This window comes from Candidatus Kuenenia sp. (genome assembly GCF_027493735.1).
In the GTDB taxonomy this organism is placed as follows: Bacteria; Planctomycetota; Brocadiia; order Brocadiales; family Brocadiaceae; genus Kuenenia; species Kuenenia stuttgartiensis_A.
Genome location: NZ_JAOSKF010000018.1, coordinates 26211 through 44960 on the forward strand (window position 1 = coordinate 26211; position 18750 = coordinate 44960).

Here is an 18750-nt window from a genome sequence, read left to right on the forward strand (position 1 = left end):
TACCCAGATAATTAAGCGTTCTTTAATTGCTTATAGTAATTAGTGGATAGTTTTATCCCCTCTTTAAAATTGATTTTTGGCATCCAATGAAGCATTTTTATTGCCTTAGTGCTATCAAGGCATATACGTTCTATTTCTCCATTCCGTTTATTTCCGAAAATAGGCTCTATTTTTGAATTTAAGGCATCCCGAATAGCCTGAAAAACAGCCAAATCGGGAATTTCCAGCCCCCATCCTAAATTAAAGATTTCGCCATTCCCTTCTTTTTCCAATGCTTTAAGATTTGCCTCAATAATATCTGCTACAAAAACATAGTCCCTCGTTTTACTGCCATCCCCAAAAATTGTTGGGCGTTTATTATTTAAAATATGTTCGCTGAAAATAGCTACAACGCCTGCTTCTCCATACGGTGATTGTCTTGGACCGTAAACATTTGGGTATCTAAGAATAGTGAAGTCCATATGGTATAATTTGTTAAAAACGGACAAATAATGTTCTACCGTATGCTTGCTTACTCCGTATTGGGAAAGAGGTTCAATGGGTGATTCCTCCGTTACAGGCATGCGCTTCGGTTCTCCATAGACTGCCCCTCCCGTAGAAGCATAAATAAATTTCTTTACCTGGTATTTCATCGATAATTGACAAAGATTCAGTGACCCGAGTATGTTTATATTTGCATCGTAAGCCGGCATTTCTACCGATTTACGTACATCAGCATGCGCAGCATGGTGATTTACTACATCAGGCCTTTCCTTGTCGAAGATGTCTGCCAAGGCAGCGACATTACAAATATCCATTTTGTAAAACCGCGCCTTGGGATTAATGTTTTCTTCTCTTCCCGTGGAAAGATTATCAACAATTACTACGTCGTGCCCTTTGGCAATTAAGTTGTCCACTAAATGAGAAGCGATAAAGCCTGCGCCTCCCGTGACAAGTATTTTCATTAATCCTCCCTAGCCCTCTTTATGCTGCAGAAAAGTAAACAGCGTATTATGCACATTTTTATAATATACTCAAGATGCTTAAAAGATGAATTACAAATTATGAACGGTTTAAGTATAGATACAGAGAACATGTTCGTCAAGCAAAGTATGTTATTTAAACAAAGTCTGTTCTGCTTCTATGAGAAAGAGTTTCGGGGTACTTTGGAAGCACATAGATATCAGATGAAGAATCCCTGCTAAAGGGGTTTACACATCAGCACGCAAGGGTATTGTAAATGAAAATGCGGTGCCTTTGTTTGGTTCGCTTTCTGCATGGATAGAGCCTCCATGATATTCAACGATCTGTTTGCATATCGGGAGGCCCAGACCGGTGCCGCCAGGTTTATTGGTAAGCGTATCACCCACTTGTTTGAATTTGTCAAAGATTTTTTCAAGATTTTCAGGTGCAATCCCTACGCCAGTGTCCATTACGGTAACCTGGATTTTATTGTCTGTTTGTTTTGCATAGCATGAGATGGCGCCTTTGTCGGTAAATTTTATTGCATTGGAAATTAGGTTTATCACGACTTGTATAAACCTGTTTTTATCCCCGTAAAAATCGGGTATATTTTTTTCAATATCAACATTCAGCGCAAGGCCTTTTTGTTCTATAAGGGCAGTGGTTGCCGCTGTAGCATTCATAATTACTTCTGTTACCGAAGTCTGATGCCTTTTCCATTCAATTTTGCCTGCTTCAATCTTCGCCAGGTCAAGCACGTCATTAATCAAATTTGTTAACCTCTCTCCTTCCGAGAGTATGATGTTAATATTTTCCTTTATCTGTTGTATAGCCTTTTGTGATTTTATTGCGTTCGTTTCTATTTGCGGAAAGATGAAGGTATCTAATCGTTTTTTAATAATGTTCGTGAATCCAATGATTGCCGTGAGCGGGGTTCTGAGTTCATGTGATACGGTAGATAAGAATCCTGATTTTGCTTTATCGAGATCTTGTAATTTTTGATTAGCATCCTTGAGTTCCCGTGTTCTGTCTTCAACTTTTTGTTGCAGGGTGTGACTGTACTCTTCCAGTTTTTCGTACGAAGCCTTCAGGTTATTTGACATTTCAATAAATGATGCTGCAAGTATGCCAATTTCATCTTTTGAAGTAATTTTTAGATTTAAAGCGGCAGTAAAATTGCCATTAGCCAATAAACGGGCGGATTCTGTCAATTTCACAATAGGTTTAGAGAGTCTGGTTGATAATATATAAACAATTATTACACCAATTACAACGAATAGAATTGAGGTAAGGACAGACCGAAGAACCATTTCCTCTATTTTCTTTCGTATTTCATTCCTTGAATTTAATATTTCGTTGTTGAGGGTATTCAGGGAAAAGCCGAGGCGCAGCGTTCCCCATTGTTCGGTACTTACGCTTATTGGAATAATGATTTCCATGAACGAAGTAGTATTTCTTGAAAATTCATAGATAGTTGGGTTCCTCCGGCTTGCCGCAAATAAATCTTCCTCCCCTGAAAGTTTTTCCTGCTGTAATTCAGGATGTAATGTATGGGTGTACACCATACAGGAGGAATCCATCAGAATAATGTAATCCAACTCCTGGTATTCATGTACTGTTTTGTTTAGTATTTCAGCAGCATTGGAGAAGTTATACGACGCAATATTGTTTTCCGTTTGTCTTGCCAGATTGTCTGATAAGATTTTTCCTTTCTCTACAAGATTATTTTTCATCAGCTCGATTCTGCGTCCAAATTCTTTTTTCAGGACTATTTTTTGAGTGGAAATCTGAATAAAGGTTAAAACGGTCAACAAGCCGACAATCAAGCTTATCATTGTTATAAGCAATTTTATGCGTATACTATTTTTCGTGGAATGATTTTTCTTCATATGACAGCACTCTTTATATGATTAAAAAGTACAGGTAGTATTAAAGTATTAAATTTATTGTATTGGTAACTATTTAGTTTTTTGAAAAAGCAAAAAACGCTCTTTCTCAGTTTCCGTCCTGGGAACTAAATTGCATTGGAAGATCTAGCTTCCATTTAACAAAAGTTATCCTGTTCAAACTTCGTAAGTGGTTAATCTTTTTCGAAAAATAGATTTATTTGACTATATTATCCCTATTTTTCCCATGCGTGTAAACTGATAAATACGTCTTGTATATAATCTGGTATCAAATCAATTCGTCCGGAACTGTCTCGACGTGAAAAACTCTTCAAACGTCTGTATCTCCGAATAATCCTGCCGTTGAATGCATTTGCACAAACTGATATATATGCTCCTTGGCGTACCAAATACCACAGAGGTAGGAGAAATCTTTCTCTTTTTTATCATCTTCTTTGTGCTTTTCGCCTGTCTGTGCGTCGCACGCAGACAAGTACCTTTGTGTGAAAAAAGGATTTTCAGGTGAAAATTCCTATACAATTAAAGTAAAACAGAAAATGCTTGCAATTTTATTCAGTTTTGCTTTAATACCCACCAAGTCTAAATGCAGAAACACTTTCTGATATTTTTTAACGACAATTGCAAATGCCGCTGACCATCGATCAAGCATCGCAAAATATTTTGAATGAATTGCATGGATTTACCCCCCCATCGCTTCCACAAAGTTTGTTGCAACTTCTCCATGCCTGCTATAAAAACGATACCTCATTTCAAGAGATTGCAGAACTTATCCGCAGAGAAGCCGCTCTCTGCACTCAGGTAATCAGTCTTGCCAATTCGGCTTTTTACGGGCGCCGAAGAGGAATAACCAGCATCGACAATGCCCTGGTGGCGCTTGGCGTAGAAACGCTGAAGACGATTGCTATGACAACAGCAGTACATCAATTTTTCTCAGGTTTTAATGCTGAAAAGACCTCCTTTCTTAAAACATTCTGGCACCGTTCACTTACCGGTGCGTTGCTTGCCAAGTCTCTTTCTGTATTAACCGGATACAACTATCCAGATGAAGCCTATCTGGCAGGCCTTCTACATAATGTAGGCCAACTCGTCTTAATAAGTTGTTATCCGGAAAGATATGTGGAGATTGCCCACCGTGCGAAGGGCGATGACGATCTTGTAATTATAGAGAAAAAGGATATGGGGATTACTCACGGCGAAGTGGGTTTTTGGCTTGTGAATGGCTGGAATCTGGAGAATTTTGCTGCAGATGCGATCCTCTATCATCACGAACCTGCGCATTCAATTTTAGATGCACATCACCTTGTAAAAATAGTTAATTTGGCCAGCGTACTTAGCAGCGAAAATGACACAAACCGGCAATTAACGATTGAAACTGCAGACTATCTGTTCGGGCTGACAGCTCCTATGGTGAGGGAAATTACCGGTAGCGCCGAAAGAGAAGTGCAGCTCATCGCAAATTCAATGGATATTGTTGCCGGAAAGAATACCCACGCAGGAAAGATTGAAGACTCAGATCAAAACAAACATGCCCAACTTGCGAAAGAAGTAAAGCATATCAGCCTCATAAATTCTGCGAAAAATCAGCTCCTGCAGGCAAGAAGCACAGCAGATTTGCTGGAACACATCAGGGTTGCCATTAAGCTTTTGTTTGGACTGGATAATTGTCATATATTTCTTTACGATGCACCCGCAAATACCTTAAAAGCCAACCTTACCGGAAACGGCAATGAGTTTGTTAAAAGGCCGGATAAACTTTTAATCGCTGTTGAATCCGGCAGAAGCCTGGTTGCAAACGCCTTGTTACAAAACCGCATAACTTCGTCTTTCACTGAAAGTGCCTCCAAACTGAGTATTATCGACCGGCAACTGATACGACTATCACACTCTGACGGAATAGTATGCCTGCCGTTAGTTGCAGACGATGAATTCATAGGAGCGTTAGTTATCGGCGCAGATAAAAACTATCAAACTCGCCATAATGATCAACAGCGGCTATTGGAGCTTTTTGCGGCGGAGACAGGACTCTTTATCAAAAAGTTTGAATCAAATATTTCAGGGAAAAAATCCGCCTCAAATACCGAATCCCATGAATTGTCAAAAAAGATAAGAGAAATAATACACGAAGCCAGTAACCCTTTATGTATTGTTAAAATCTATTTGGAAATGTTAGGGCATAAACTGAGAAGTAATTCGAATATTCAAAAAGAGCTGCAGATTATAAAAGAAGAAATTGACCGGGCAGGTAAAATTCTTTTGCGGTTTTCTGACGTTAATTCCGGCACGGTTGAAAATGGAGGTATCGATGTAAACACATTGATTAGTGATACCTTTCTCATTTTTAAACAATCCTTATTCATCACCAATAACATTGAGTATCAACTTGACCTTGATACATCAATGCTGCCTCTTCAAACAAATGGGACTGCCCTGAAACAAGTAATGATAAACCTCCTGAAAAACGCTGTAGAAACCATGCAGAAAGGCGGACAAATCCACGCATCTACAAGAGACAATGTTACTATAGACGGCAAGCCTTTCGTCGAAATAATAATAAAGGACAACGGACCTGGCATACCGGAACATATCCTTCAGAGCCTCTTTACGCCCGTGCATAGTACAAAGGGGGGAAACCATTCCGGACTTGGACTTAGCATTGTAAAAAATCTGGTTTCTTCCATGAATGGTTCTATTAACTGCCAGAGTTCAAAGGCAGGGACTGCATTTACAATTTACCTGCCAGGACGGACGGTAACATAAAAACACAGGAGGCAGATATTGCATGAAAATTACTGCTGACACAGGAAAAACTCACCTTCTTAAAAAGCAGATAGAAAACATGTTGTTCTTCTGTTAAAGGTATTTGATAAAAGGCCCGGCATGCTATGGTATCTAACTTTCAGTATGCAGACAGACAGACGGCTATATCACACGGAACTATGCCCCGTTTACAGAAGGCAACCGTAATTTAACAAGGTATATCCTATGAATCCACCGCCAATATATCAAAATTTAACTGCAGGAAATGACTTTCACGATATCCATATCCTGGTAGTAGATGATGACCCCGGAATGCTGGAAAGTGTTAAACAGCTTTTGGAAATCCACCGATATTGCGTCACCACTATCAAAGGAGGGTCTCAGGCCTGCCGGGCACTCTCGGCAACATCATACGACCTCTTATTGCTGGACCTTAACCTTAACGGCATATCCGGCTATGACGTCATGAATTTTATGAATGACCATTCAATTAAAACGCCTGTCATTGTAATCAGCGGAAATACCTCGTTTGCTTCCGTCAGCAAGGCAATACAAAGGGGAGCTTTGGATTACATAAAAAAACCATACGACCCTGAAGAGCTGCTAGTGAAAATTAAAAATACCACCACCAAAATACAGAGGGAAGTGCTAAACATAAAAATGCAGCGTCATCTGAAGAAATCCGAGGTGCTTCACAGATATATTGTCAATAATTCTCCGGACATAATCTGTACGATAGATCACGAAGGACGGATTATGTTCATAAACACCCAAATTGAAAATTTTCTAGGATATAAGCCGCAGGAACTGATAGGCAAACTATACTCCGAAATTGTCCGCCCGGAAGACGTTGAGAGGTTAAATGTATTTGTGAAAGAAAAAATAAGGCGTGGCTCTGGAAATTATCCGTCCGATAAAATAGAGGTTTGCCTTGTACCAAAAGAGAATTATTTTAAAAGCCGTTATTTCGAGCTTACGCTATTTCCTGTTGAATTAAATTTGCTTGGATTCCAGCCAAAAAACGGAAATATTTCAGGCGATAAATTATTTGGCGTCTACGTAATCGCTCATGATATGACAGAAAGAAAAGAGGCGAAAGAATACATACACTTTCAAGCCTGCCACGATTTATTAACCAAATTGCCAAATCGGGCATCTTTTGAAAAAAGTGGCCGGCTGGCCATAAACAAGGCAAGGCAAAATAATTGTATTGTCGCGGTCTTGTTTCTCGACCTGAACAGATTCAAAATAATTAATGATTCACTTGGTCATGCAGTGGGAGATCAATTGCTTCAATCGGTAACGCAGAGATTGGAATCCTGTTTGCGAAAATATGATATTTTATCCCGTTTTGGCGCGGACGAATTCATGCTCCTGCTTCCGGAAATAAACGCCCCTGAAAATACCAGGCAGGTAGCGTTAAAAATTACTGATATAATGCATGCGCCTTTTGTGATTGGTGATCAGGAGATTTTTGGCAACGTCAGCATCGGTATTTCTTTTTTCCCGGAACATGGTGAAACTATTGAACAGCTTATTCAAAATGCAGAAATCGCTATGTATCAGGCAAAAGGCCGGGGAAAAAAGGGGATTCAGTTCTTTGATAAAGGAATGAAGACTTCCAGCCCACACCATTTAGCGATGGAAAGGGATTTGAGACGGGCTTTGAAAAACAATGAATTTGAGATTGTTTATCAACCGCAAATAACAATCAATACCGGAAAGGTAATTGGTTTTGAGGCACTTGTTCGATGGAATCACCCTGAAAAAGGGAAAATTCGTCCTTGCGAGTTTATTCCTGTTGCCGAAGAAACAAGGCTAATAGAGGATTTAGGTGATTGGGTTCTTCACCACGCATGTTGTGAAGTCAGAGAGTGGATTAAAAAGGGCCATGATACCATTCGCCTGTCTGTTAATATTTCTCCCCTGCAGATTGAAAACCCCCTTTTTGTGGAAAATTTCGTGCATATGCTTGACACATGCCAATTTCCCGGGAAAAATATGGAAATCGAACTGACGGAAAGTATATTAATGGCCGATCTGGAACATATGGCACAAATACTGAATCATCTTCATAAACACTCGATAACAGTTGCTATAGATGATTTTGGGATTGGATATTCATCATTATCGTACATACAAAAACTCCCCATTCATACGCTTAAAATTGACCAATCATTTATGCAGAGCATCCAAAATGAAACAGATGAATCCTGCCTGGTTAATGCCATAATAGCTATGGGAAAAGGACTCCATTTGTGCACCGTCGCTGAAGGGGTAGAAACCATGACTCAAATTAAATACTTACAGAATCAAGGCTGTGATGCTGTTCAGGGGTATTATTTTGGGGAACCACGGTCTGGAGAAAAATGTCTTCGTTTTCTGGAAGAAACCACCCTCATTACCACAACAGCGTGTTTCGTGAAAGCTTTGTAGTACCCTAACCTAACATGGACAAGCCAGAATCAAACAAGCACGAAATATGAAAGATGCGTTCGCTCTTTCTCGTTCCAAAACTCTCAGGCCGGGTCAAATGCAAAATTGCACTGATAGGCTATGTACGGGAAAAAGCATATAAGAAAAATGTTTTCTATACTTTATTTTGCTTTAAGCCGGGCAATTATTAAGTTCTTAAGCAAAAATATAGCGTTTAAGTATATCTTTACTTTGGTCATTTATTAAACCGTTATAATAAATTGCCAAAAAACATATTCCGGCGGAGTATGTTTCCCTAACGATTAATCCGTGTGATTTTATTAAGTACGTTTCATTATTGATTGGAATAAAAAGGTCAAAATTGAGTATCTTGTCAGGCAAGTAATTGTAACGTGCTATTGTTTTACAGCATATACCGCTGAGACTAAGATTTATCACCTCTGCTTTAAAGAGGGTATCATCAAAATAAAGCTCCAACCGAGTATTTGAATCGATTCTTTTATATTTTCTTTTTTCAAATGATATCATTATAGCCTTACGCCTAAAAAACAATGCCACGCATGGTGCGCTCTATGGACAATAATAAAGGCACCTTCTCAATAAGTTGAGGTTTTATAATGATTTCTATTGTCCTCTGTCCACAATCTGCAATTTGCCAACTGTACAGTATTCCCAATTAATAAAGGGAGTAAGGGGCAAGGAGGGTTGTTTACCGCAACTTATTGAGAAGTAACTAATACAGTGTTACAATATATATTATCTACTTTTTATCATATATAATAAATACCCTCTTTGGGGTGGTTATTTATTATTCGTTAATAAGGAGAAAATATATTTCCAATTGTTATGCCCATCTACTATCTCAGCGCCTATTTCGTATCTGTTTTTATGAATTATCTTTTCGTGGGCAATTCTGATTGAGAAGATCGCAGGCAGGTAAACTTCAGAATCAACAACAACCCGGCAGGTAAATATTTCGTCTAATTTAGGTTTGAAATCAAGATCCCCTTTGAACCCTCCCTTGCCGATATCGCCAATTACACAAATTCTCCAGTCATCTTCCATTACTTTGATTTCAAAACATTGTATATTATTAATTCCTTTATCAACCCTCAACAATGTTTTAAATCTGCTAATCCGCCTGTTTACATTTTTGTACAGGAGAAGATTAACCTCTTCTTTGCTTAGCAATGAACTATGTTTAGTTTTTTTTACGTTCTGATGAAAAGGCTGATCGTCTAATGTATTATTGACGACTCTGTTACGGCCGCATGATTTGCCAATATAAAGATATTTATCCGCGACGGATAAAATCTGTTTTACAGAATTTCCATCCTCCGGATAGCCGGCAACACCTGCAGTTATTGTCACACACTCCACTTTCCCTTCAGCGACTTCTAACGACAAAATCCTTTTTACCACGTCCCTGAGTTTATCAATGACAAGGGTGGCACTATTCTTGTCCATGCCTGGCAAAAGTATCGCAAATTCTTCCCCGCCATATCTGCTCACAATATCACTATATCTTACATTTGATTTCAGGATATATGCTAATTTTTTAAGAATTTCATCTCCAAACAAATGCCCGTAGGTATCGTTATAGTATTTAAAGTGATCTATATCAATCATAGCGATTGAAAAATGTAGGTTATGGCGTATTGCTTTACTATGTTCGAGATGACAACTGTCAAAAAAAAATTTTCTTTGGTAAAGCATGGTAAGATCGTCGTACATTGCGCCTTTTTCAGCTTTTTCGTATAGCTCAATCCTCTCAATGGTATTAGCAATATTCAATGCCACCGTAATAAATAATCCCATATCTTCTTCGGTAAATGCATTTATTTCTTTCTTGTGTATGTTTAATAATCCAAGCATTCGATTATTTTTAGAGCGCAATGGCAAAGATAAAAACGATCCGATATTTTCCAGTTTTCCTTTATAAAAAAACTGGTCTTTTTTCTTGCTTATGTCATTTAATAAAAAGGGTTTCCCCGTCTGGGCAGCAATGCATGCATATTCCTCCCCCTTTTTAAAGGTGACGTCTTTCACCGCTTCAAAAATATCACTTCCCGTTTTAAATATCGTCAATTCATCGTTGTCCCCGTTATTTAACATGAAACAGAAGTCATCAATACAAAGATTATTCTTCAAAAAAATGGCCGTATATTCAAATAGTTCTTCAATTTTTATTGATAAATTCAGGTTCTCATTTAACAAGTAAAGCAAATAAAGCGAAAACGCACCTTCTCTGGTGCTGTTCTCAATATTCTTATTAGAGCTATACTTACCGTTATGGTGTTTGTTTATGTTTAATAACATTTTTATGGTATACGATAAATATTGTTACTGTCCGCAAATCCTAAAAATAAAAGCCCGCGGTTCTTAATATTGCATAATGTAAGGGTATTCGCAAATTTCATACCCCGCAAAATTACTTTTCGAAAAAAAGGGTAGCACTATTTAAAATATCGCATACGAATTGTGCTTATATAGTAATAGTATATGTTGAAACTTACACGAGCAAATGGCCGCCCCTGCTCGTTCAGGTCAGGTCAGGTCAGGTCAGGTCAGATTTACAATACTACTCTCTTTTCAATCAGGGAATAATTAAGAAGGCATTGTATGCTGCCGTTAACGAAACAAACGGATTACGTAAAAAAAGCTTCATGCGGTGAACCGTTTAATGCAATATTTGCGAGTGATACTGTTTCTCTGGAAATCCTTGCAACCGGCTTAATTGCCGGGAAACACTTACAAACAAAAACGAGTGCACGCAATAAGAGATGCGCAAAACGTTGCACGGTACAATCGGAAAAAGATATAACCGTTTGGCATAGACGGAATTACGTGAAACATTATTATGGCTGCAATTTTTGCACAAACCATAGTGTTCTTTACCGCTGTTCAACAAAGAAGTTGTAATTTATCCTCTTCCCTGAATCATAATAAATTCTTACTTCTCTTATTAAAAATTGCGCAAAGTATTTCACGTTGGGGTTCCTTTTTAATAACTTAAATTCATACATTCCATTACACAAACAATGATCCCGAATGGTTTAATTCTCTGTGAATACGAGCGGGGAAGATGTTTTTTGAAGACATAATGCAATGGCAACAAATGGTCTTTTTCGTTTTCAAAAAAGGGGAAAAACCGCCTCTTAATATTCTATTGTGACCACATTTACGCCCTATGAAACAGCAACATCCAGTTTGTTTTGGCACGTTAATTGTGTTAGATAAATGTGGCCGTTATTTAATGCCTGCGCCGTATGTCACGATTCGGGCGTTTGTATTGAATATGCCTTCTCAAAAAAACACAGCGAAATTTCATGGCCATTGTGTTGATGCTGGCTAAAAATTAAAAATGTTAAAATCCAATTAATATATGATAGAGCCACATATTGACACAGGTTGAAAACGGATAGAAAAGTGGTTTATGGAAAGAGAGGTATTTATAGGAGGTACAAAGTGGATTACCTCCCATCATCCCCTCCTTCACAAGAGGGAATAAAGGGAAGGGTGTGATTCAAGGTAAGTTATGTACACACTTAGGTATCGATAATTAAAGAGGGGGATAATATGGCGGTATCAGATGAATTGTATGACATGATTAAGTTTTTTGAAATCAATAGACATCAGGAGATGAGAAAAGAGAATTTATATAATCCCGCAAATTTGTGGTGCATGTGGATAAGAAAGGATTTGCAAACATGGAAGAAGTTTGTTGTGTGGTATCTACAAGACTCCCTGGAAATATTAGAAAAAAACGGCGGCAATTTTTGGGATTACTTTACCTCTCATAAAAACAATATACAAGAATTTGCAAATGAATGGGTAGTTGATGAAGAAAGGAATAGTTTTTATCGATTTTGCATTAACAAAATGAAAAACAATGACCTATCGTCTAAAACCTATCGCTATAAACATCATAGCCTCGACCAAAAAGATTTTAACCATGAAGCACCGCTAGCATACGAAGAAAGTATGCAAAAACTGTAAGACAAATGAGATATTCCAGGAGGGTTCAGGTTCCAAACCTGGATCCGCGGAGAGACAGGTTTTAGGCCTATCTCTTTTTCCAATATGGCGCGAAACACCATTTCGCTCGTGACGATGCAATCGCTTCGTCCTGCAACTTTGAAACCCCTATACTATTAAATTGTTAACGTTTTTACCGGGGAGTAAATCATTGCATTATAAATATGAACTATTCATACACTTTTCTTGTAAGGATAATGGCAGGAAATTCATATGTTAAAAGAATATCACCTATTTTTCAGAAGGCTGATGATTTGTTTCGATTTGTTTATCGTCACAATATCTTTTTTCCTGTCCCCGTTTTTATTCAGCGACTACGGCGATGTTATTCAGCAGTTTGGCAGCTATTTCATACTATTGCCTGCGCTGTTGAGCGTGTGGGGGATATTTCTGCATAATTTTGGCATGTATGAATCTTTCAGGACAAAGAACATTACCGAAGTGATCTTCCCCGTAATAGAAACAGCTTTAGTGGGAGGAGGTCTTTTGGGAAGCTTTGTGTTCCTTGCAAAGATTCAAACGATAGGCAGTGAGCATTTGTTTTACTCTTTTTTCATGGCGACTATATTATTATGCGGCGAAAAGGTTTCGCTTTTATTTTTTATGCAGTATCAGCGTAAAAATGGCTTTAACACGAGAAACATTTTAATTGTTGGTACTGGTAAAAGGGCGCAGCATTTTATAAACACCATCGGAAAAAATGTGGAATGGGGTATTAATGTTATCGGTCTTATTGATAACGATGCGGCAAAAAAGAATACTGTGGTATGCGGAAATAAAGTAATTGGCGCCGTTAAAGATATCCCTGCAATAATTCATAAAACTGTTGTAGACGAAGTCATGTTTGTTGTTCCCAGGTCATGGTTAAACACGGTGGAAGAAATGATTCGGTACTTGTGCGATATAGAGGGACTAAAGGTGAGTGTGGCAGTGGATTTGTTTACGCTTAATTTGGCAAGGACAAAGTATAGCCATGTAACCCCGGATACCATCGGTAAGACCAGGAGTTATCTGTCGGAATTTCCTTTGCTTGTTTTTGAAAGCGCTCCGGACAAATTATTGCAGCTTTTTATTAAACGTCTTATGGACATAATCTTTTCAGGAATAGCGCTTGTCTCGTTATTTCCAGTGTTTCTCATTATAGCAATTGCAATAAAAACTACGTCAAACGGTCCTTTATTTTTTAAACAGAAGAGATGCAGTTTAAACGGAAGAGTATTTAAATTGTACAAGTTCAGGACAATGGTTGCAGATGCTGAAGCAAAACGGGGGGCGCTGTTAAAGAACAATGAAATGCAAGGACCTGTCTTTAAGATGTCAAATGATCCGCGTGTGACAAAAATCGGAAAGTTTTTGCGCAAGTATAGTATAGATGAATTCCCGCAATTTTGGAATGTATTGAAAGGCGATATGAGTTTGGTAGGGCCTCGCCCACCCATTCCAAAGGAAGTGGATGAATATGAACCATGGCATAGAAGACGGCTGAGCATGAGACCAGGGTTAACCTGCATATGGCAAGTGTCAGGAAGAAATAAAATTACCAATTTTGATGAATGGATGCGGTTGGATTTGGAATATATTGACAACTGGTCAGTCTGGCTGGATTTTAAAATACTTTTTGGAACAGTGCCTGCGGTATTAGCAGGTTCCGGGGCTAAATGAACAAGTGTAGCGCAATGGTAGAAAGAAAACCAATTTAACTTAACAACTTTGGTTTTTTGAAAAATTCCAATAACAGCACCGCTTGGCGCATAGTGTAGGGTAGAAGCATTTGCTATAAACGGTGCTCGTTCCTCACTTGATATCTAAGCCCACTAAATTCTAATGTAGTGCGACGAACCTCATCGCACTACAAATGACAATTTTCCAGTTTCAAAAGACTGAAGCGTTAAAATTGATTTGAAATTCTAAACGAGCACTTCTTTCGTATTTCGTGCTTGTATTATTCTGGTTTGTCCAGGTTTGGAGGGTTTCTTACAGGAGAAGCAACATGAATAAAACATGTCATTATGATTATAATAATTTCGCACATGGCAAGGCATTTATCTTTTACCGGCAAGGATATGATAAATATGCCTCAAAGGTATTTTATAGTCCGGCGGCAATAGACATTTTGCTGCGATCAAATCTGGTTGGGACAAAAGGAAAAGCAGCTGCACCTGATATATCGTTATTTTGTGATAAATGGAAAAAATTGCTGGATAGAAAATTTGAAGAAATCGGAAATGAATCAGAAAAGAAGACCGAACCAACTTACTTTATCGATCTCATTAAGAGCCAGAAAAGAAGGTATGCCGTGCGCGGAACAACACTTTCAGATTCAGCACAGAATATAAATCAGGCGGAATGGCCCCATTTGTTCATATTGGACAGGACGCATTCCGACCATGCGCATATCGCCCAAAGCTTCCGCAAATGGCATCTGAACAGAAGGGAACAGGAAATCGTTCAATTACTGCTTGATGACCACAGCAATAAAGAGATCGCTCTCAATCTTAATTTAAGCTACAACACCATTAAAGGATATTTGAGACTTCTTATGCGAAAGCTTGATGTAAATAGCAGGGCAGGGATTATATCAAGGCTGCTCTATATTAACAATCTTAACGTTAATTATTCTTAAGCATGGACAGTGCATTTGGTTTTTATTCCAAAGACGTGATTAAAAATGCTGCGTTTATTTTCTATATTCCAGGAAATGAAAAATCGGCTCTGGATGTATTTTATAGCCCTATGGCTTTCGATATTCTGATGCGCACACATACTGTAAGGAAGAAAGAAAGAGAAGCTGTTTCTGATATATCATCATTTTGTGACAAATGGAAAAAATTGCTGGATAAAAAATTCGAAGGAATCGGGAGTGCCTTCAAAGAACGGTCGGAGCAGGTCTACTTTATTGATGTAATAAAGAGCCAGAAAAGATTTTATGCTGTTCGGGGGATTGTACTTTCAGATTCGCCACAGAAAATAAATCAGGCGGAGTGTCCCCATTTGTTTATATTAGACAGAACGCATTCCGACCATACGCATATCGCAAAAAACTTCCGCAAATGGCAGCTGAACAGACGGGAACAGGAAATCGTACAATTGCTGCTTGGCGACCACAGCAATAAAGAGATCGCTCTCTATCTTAATTTGAGCTGTAATACCATTAAAGGATATTTAAAGCTTCTTATGCGAAAGCTTGACGTTAATAGCCGGACAGGAATCATATCAAAACTGCTGATGGAGTAGCAGCATCAATATAATCTTTTGAAAGACGCATTTAAATTAAAGGGCGGCACTAAAACTTTTTTTATATTCCATATCGGTGCGCATATTCAAACAATCACGGACAAACGAAGTTTGTCCTTACCACCGTGAAAAGTGCATAGATAAAATGAAATTTTTATACAATTAAATTATTCCTGCTACCTCTGGGTGATTTCAGATTTGCAACCAGAACCACACGTGTCATATTTTTAATCCCCTAATAATATCACTTCGTCTTACTCATCTTCATCCTTTCATCAAAATTAAAGCAAAAAAACGTTATTTGGTTTAAAAAACACACAGAATATATTTCCTAAAAAGCGGAAATATTTACATCATCCCCTCTCAAATGTAGAAATTATTAACATTTCACCGCAAATTCCGTAGCGCTATAAATTCACCTATTTAATTTATTTTGAATAACTTATAAAAACCAATACTTCCCATTCATTTTTATAAATCACATTTGGCATATACCTTGCGAGAGTAACAAAACAGATGAAATTGTTCTCGAAGAATTACCCAATTTAAATCCTAATCGGTGAGGGAAAACAATATGACAATGAATACGCTAAAAATGCCTGTTTATATCAAGCGATATGCAGAATCTTCCAAAGATTTAAATACAGAGATACAGAAAGAGCTTAAAAATGTACAGGAATCATTGTCTGATATTAAAAGGCTTACCAGTTTATCTCATTTACTGCGTTACCCCGACGCCATAGGCATAAGAAACAATGATTCTATTGCAAACATCAAGGACTTGAATGTTAAAGAGGTCGGCCACGCATTAATTTCACAAATAGAGGTAGATAGACTTTTCCCCCTGATGAATAATCTTACAATAAGCGGCACAGGAAGCGCAACCGGCATTATCGTTTTGATCAATAGCAATAATGAACTATTGCTAAAGGCTTCAGAAGGCATTGCTAATCATATCGCAAGCAATAAATCGTTCAGGATAAATGACAACATCCTCAAATGGATAATAAAAAATGGAAATCCACTTATTGTAAATGATATTAACAAAGATCCCCGTTTTAAACAGGATCAATCTGATTGGATTCTCGGCAAAACAATTCTTTACGTTCCTATTAAAGTGAAAGAGAAGGTTGTGGGAATTGTAAGCGTAAGCAATAAAAAGTCCGGAGATGTTTATGGAGCAGCTGATGTAAGATTTTTGGAAACTATTGCAACCTATGCTGCTATCGCCATTGGAAATTCTCATTTATCAGAACGCTTAAAAAACGGAAACGCGCTAGAACAACTTACATTAAATTATTATGATGAAAAAAACAGATATCTTCCCGCAACGTTAAGAAGTATTAAATCTGGCGCTTTTGCAGGGTGTGATTTATATTTACAAACAATTGTAAATAATGAAGCCAAGCATTTGCTTTACTGTAAAGGTTTTAAATTGTTGGAAGACGAACGGAAAGAATCCTTCGTAAAGAAAAATATTAACAGAATATACGTCGCAAAAAATGGCACGGAACAATACCTTCGATATATGGAAACAAACATGGATCGGTTTGTTCGTGACGAAACAGTATCATTACAAGAAAGAGCGCGTATGCTCTATGATATTGCGTCAAATATAATAAAAGACGCCTACAAAAACATTGACATTAATGTCATTATTGAAAGAGTCCGGGATTGGACAACGACACTATTAGACTTTGTATTAGTAAATCAGGATAAGCATGCACATTTAATAAAAGTGCTAAAATACAATGGAAAAGTATTTAACCATTCCGCAAATATGGCCATACTCGGCATACTATTTGGCCATTATTTAGGCTACTCAAAGAAAGAACTGGCAATATTGGGCACGGGCATATTGCTTCACGATATTGGCGCCACATGCCTAAGCACTAACACTATCGAAGAAGAAACCCCTGAAAAACTATCAAAACAAGAAAAGGAAACCTATAAGAAACATGCAGAATTTGGATTCTTTCTCTTGTCAAAAAATACTCTTGTCCCAGAAGAAGCTTGTCTTATCGCAAGACAACATCATGAACAATTAAATGGGAAGGGCTATCCGGAAGGCATAATTGGAGAAAAAATCCACCCTTATAGCCGCATAACTCACCTCCTTGACGAATACGAACGACAAATGTCCACTGATTCAAAATACGAACAAAACCCAGCATTTAAAGTACTGCAGCATATGGTAGGAAAGATGGACGGGAGTCTTGATAATGATATATTAAAAAAATTTATAAGTTTTCTTAATACAAGCATAAATGCAATTTCTATATAAACAATAAATAGTCAATTTATTACATTTAACAAGGAGGTTGTAAAATGAGTAGGATTAATACAAATATCGGCGCTTTAAACGCATTGAAATCATTAAATGATGTTAACACCCGCCTCTCTGTATCTCAATTAAGATTGGCTACCGGTAAGAGAATTAACTCTGCCGCAGATGATGCAGCAGGATTTTCGATTGCCAAAAAATTTAATGCCCGTTCACAGGGACTTGGCCAGGCCCTTTCAAACATAGGATCTGCCAAAAATCTGATGGCTGTTGCTGAAGGCCATTTAAACAATATTCTTGATATTCTGACACAGATGAAGACAAAGGCAACACAGGCGGCAGATGATTCGTTAGGGAGCGCAGAGCGTAATGCCATAAAAGCGGAATTGAACCAGTTGGCAGTCCAAATTGATCTTGAGGTTGCCCAAGCAACATGGAACTCAAATTCAATATTTGGCGGAGCGAATGCAACATCCGGGTCCGCAAGCAGCGTGCAGTTCAAATTCCAGATTGGCGCCGGTTCAAGCGGCACCAATGACGTGTTGTCGTTTGACTTGTTAGCAAATACCAATGTAAGCTTTGACAGTGGGGCTACTGATAAAAACTATACTGCAAGTGGATTGAATGTAAGTATCGCTACAACATCGGTAGCATCAAACGCTTCTGCACGCGCATTGATGAGCAATATAGACACCGCCATTGAAGATGTATCAGAGGCATTGAGCTACATTGGTTCGGTGGTAAACAGGCTGACGTATCAGGAAACCAGTTTAACGGTAGCAAGAACAAATACCGATGCTGCGAGAAGCAGGATTGAGGATGCAGATATGGCATATGAACAATTAGAAGCCACCAAGCTACAGATATTGCAACAAACTGCCAGCGCTATGCTTGCACAAGCAAATACCAGCCCTCAGATAATAATGCAGCTCTTTCAGGGTTAAAACATTTTATTATGTCAGAAAAAAACAAAAAGGCCGTTTTATATTAATAAAACGGTTTTTTTATCTTGAAAATATACACCATTACGTTTTATCGTTTTGCATGTTTCCGATGCTTGTTAGTACTTGTAAGTATCTCACAAATATGGATTTCTGAAAAATATTTAGGATTTAACTTTTGTTAACATAAATAGTTATAGCATTTCTGAAA

At 38.0% G+C, this 18750-nt stretch carries 13 protein-coding genes; 9 read left to right on the top strand and 4 right to left on the bottom strand.

The annotated features are described in order from the left end of the window. Nucleotides 1–11: 11 nt before the first annotated feature. Both M5U24_RS08565 and M5U24_RS08570 read right to left on the bottom strand, forming a co-directional pair. On the bottom strand, nucleotides 12–944 hold the full coding sequence (locus tag M5U24_RS08565) for an NAD-dependent epimerase/dehydratase family protein (protein ID WP_099326116.1): 933 nt from the start codon (nucleotides 942–944) through the stop codon (nucleotides 12–14). A 246-nt stretch (nucleotides 945–1190) separates the two neighbouring features. Next, nucleotides 1191–2831 carry a HAMP domain-containing sensor histidine kinase gene (locus M5U24_RS08570; RefSeq protein ID WP_099326115.1) on the bottom strand — a complete coding sequence of 547 codons (1641 nt, stop codon included), beginning with the start codon at nucleotides 2829–2831 and terminating at the stop codon, nucleotides 1191–1193. A 642-nt stretch (nucleotides 2832–3473) separates the two neighbouring features. On the opposite strand from M5U24_RS08570, the gene M5U24_RS08575 reads away from it, so the two are divergent. Next, complete coding sequence (locus tag M5U24_RS08575; protein ID WP_099326114.1) at nucleotides 3474–5606, top strand: HDOD domain-containing protein; 2133 nt, start codon at nucleotides 3474–3476, stop codon at nucleotides 5604–5606. Nucleotides 5607–5831: 225 nt separating this feature from the next. After that, entirely contained in the window at nucleotides 5832–8042 is a 2211-nt protein-coding gene (locus M5U24_RS08580; protein WP_099326113.1) for an EAL domain-containing protein, read from the top strand. Between the two features lie 195 nt (nucleotides 8043–8237). Here M5U24_RS08580 and M5U24_RS08585 read toward each other — a convergent pair whose 3' ends face one another. Both M5U24_RS08585 and M5U24_RS08590 read right to left on the bottom strand, forming a co-directional pair. Continuing rightward, nucleotides 8238–8570: a PilZ domain-containing protein gene (locus tag M5U24_RS08585; RefSeq protein ID WP_099326112.1), complete on the bottom strand. Its 333-nt coding sequence runs from the start codon at nucleotides 8568–8570 to the stop codon at nucleotides 8238–8240. Nucleotides 8571–8843: 273 nt separating this feature from the next. After that, the gene (locus M5U24_RS08590; RefSeq protein WP_298202189.1) at nucleotides 8844–10157 is read right to left on the bottom strand and encodes a sensor domain-containing diguanylate cyclase; all 1314 of its coding nucleotides are present in this window, start codon (nucleotides 10155–10157) and stop codon (nucleotides 8844–8846) included. Between the two features lie 507 nt (nucleotides 10158–10664). On the opposite strand from M5U24_RS08590, the gene M5U24_RS08595 reads away from it, so the two are divergent. The 7 genes from M5U24_RS08595 to M5U24_RS08625 all read left to right on the top strand — a co-directional run bounded on the left by M5U24_RS08595 (nucleotide 10665) and on the right by M5U24_RS08625 (nucleotide 18542). Further along, complete coding sequence (locus M5U24_RS08595; protein WP_298202190.1) at nucleotides 10665–10964, top strand: hypothetical protein; 300 nt, start codon at nucleotides 10665–10667, stop codon at nucleotides 10962–10964. Between the two features lie 657 nt (nucleotides 10965–11621). Next, nucleotides 11622–12041: a hypothetical protein gene (locus M5U24_RS08600; RefSeq protein WP_298202191.1), complete on the top strand. Its 420-nt coding sequence runs from the start codon at nucleotides 11622–11624 to the stop codon at nucleotides 12039–12041. A 252-nt stretch (nucleotides 12042–12293) separates the two neighbouring features. Then, nucleotides 12294–13742 (top strand): sugar transferase, encoded by a 1449-nt coding sequence (locus M5U24_RS08605; RefSeq protein ID WP_230405690.1) that lies wholly within the window; start codon nucleotides 12294–12296, stop codon nucleotides 13740–13742. Between the two features lie 328 nt (nucleotides 13743–14070). Continuing rightward, on the top strand, nucleotides 14071–14703 hold the full coding sequence (locus M5U24_RS08610) for a LuxR C-terminal-related transcriptional regulator (protein ID WP_099326108.1): 633 nt from the start codon (nucleotides 14071–14073) through the stop codon (nucleotides 14701–14703). Nucleotides 14704–14705: 2 nt separating this feature from the next. Further along, the gene (locus M5U24_RS08615; RefSeq protein WP_099326107.1) at nucleotides 14706–15314 is read left to right on the top strand and encodes a helix-turn-helix transcriptional regulator; all 609 of its coding nucleotides are present in this window, start codon (nucleotides 14706–14708) and stop codon (nucleotides 15312–15314) included. A gap of 580 nt (nucleotides 15315–15894) precedes the next feature. Continuing rightward, complete coding sequence (locus tag M5U24_RS08620; protein WP_164995391.1) at nucleotides 15895–17598, top strand: HD family phosphohydrolase; 1704 nt, start codon at nucleotides 15895–15897, stop codon at nucleotides 17596–17598. Nucleotides 17599–17642: 44 nt separating this feature from the next. Next, nucleotides 17643–18542: a flagellin gene (locus M5U24_RS08625; protein WP_099326105.1), complete on the top strand. Its 900-nt coding sequence runs from the start codon at nucleotides 17643–17645 to the stop codon at nucleotides 18540–18542. Nucleotides 18543–18750 lie beyond the last annotated feature (208 nt).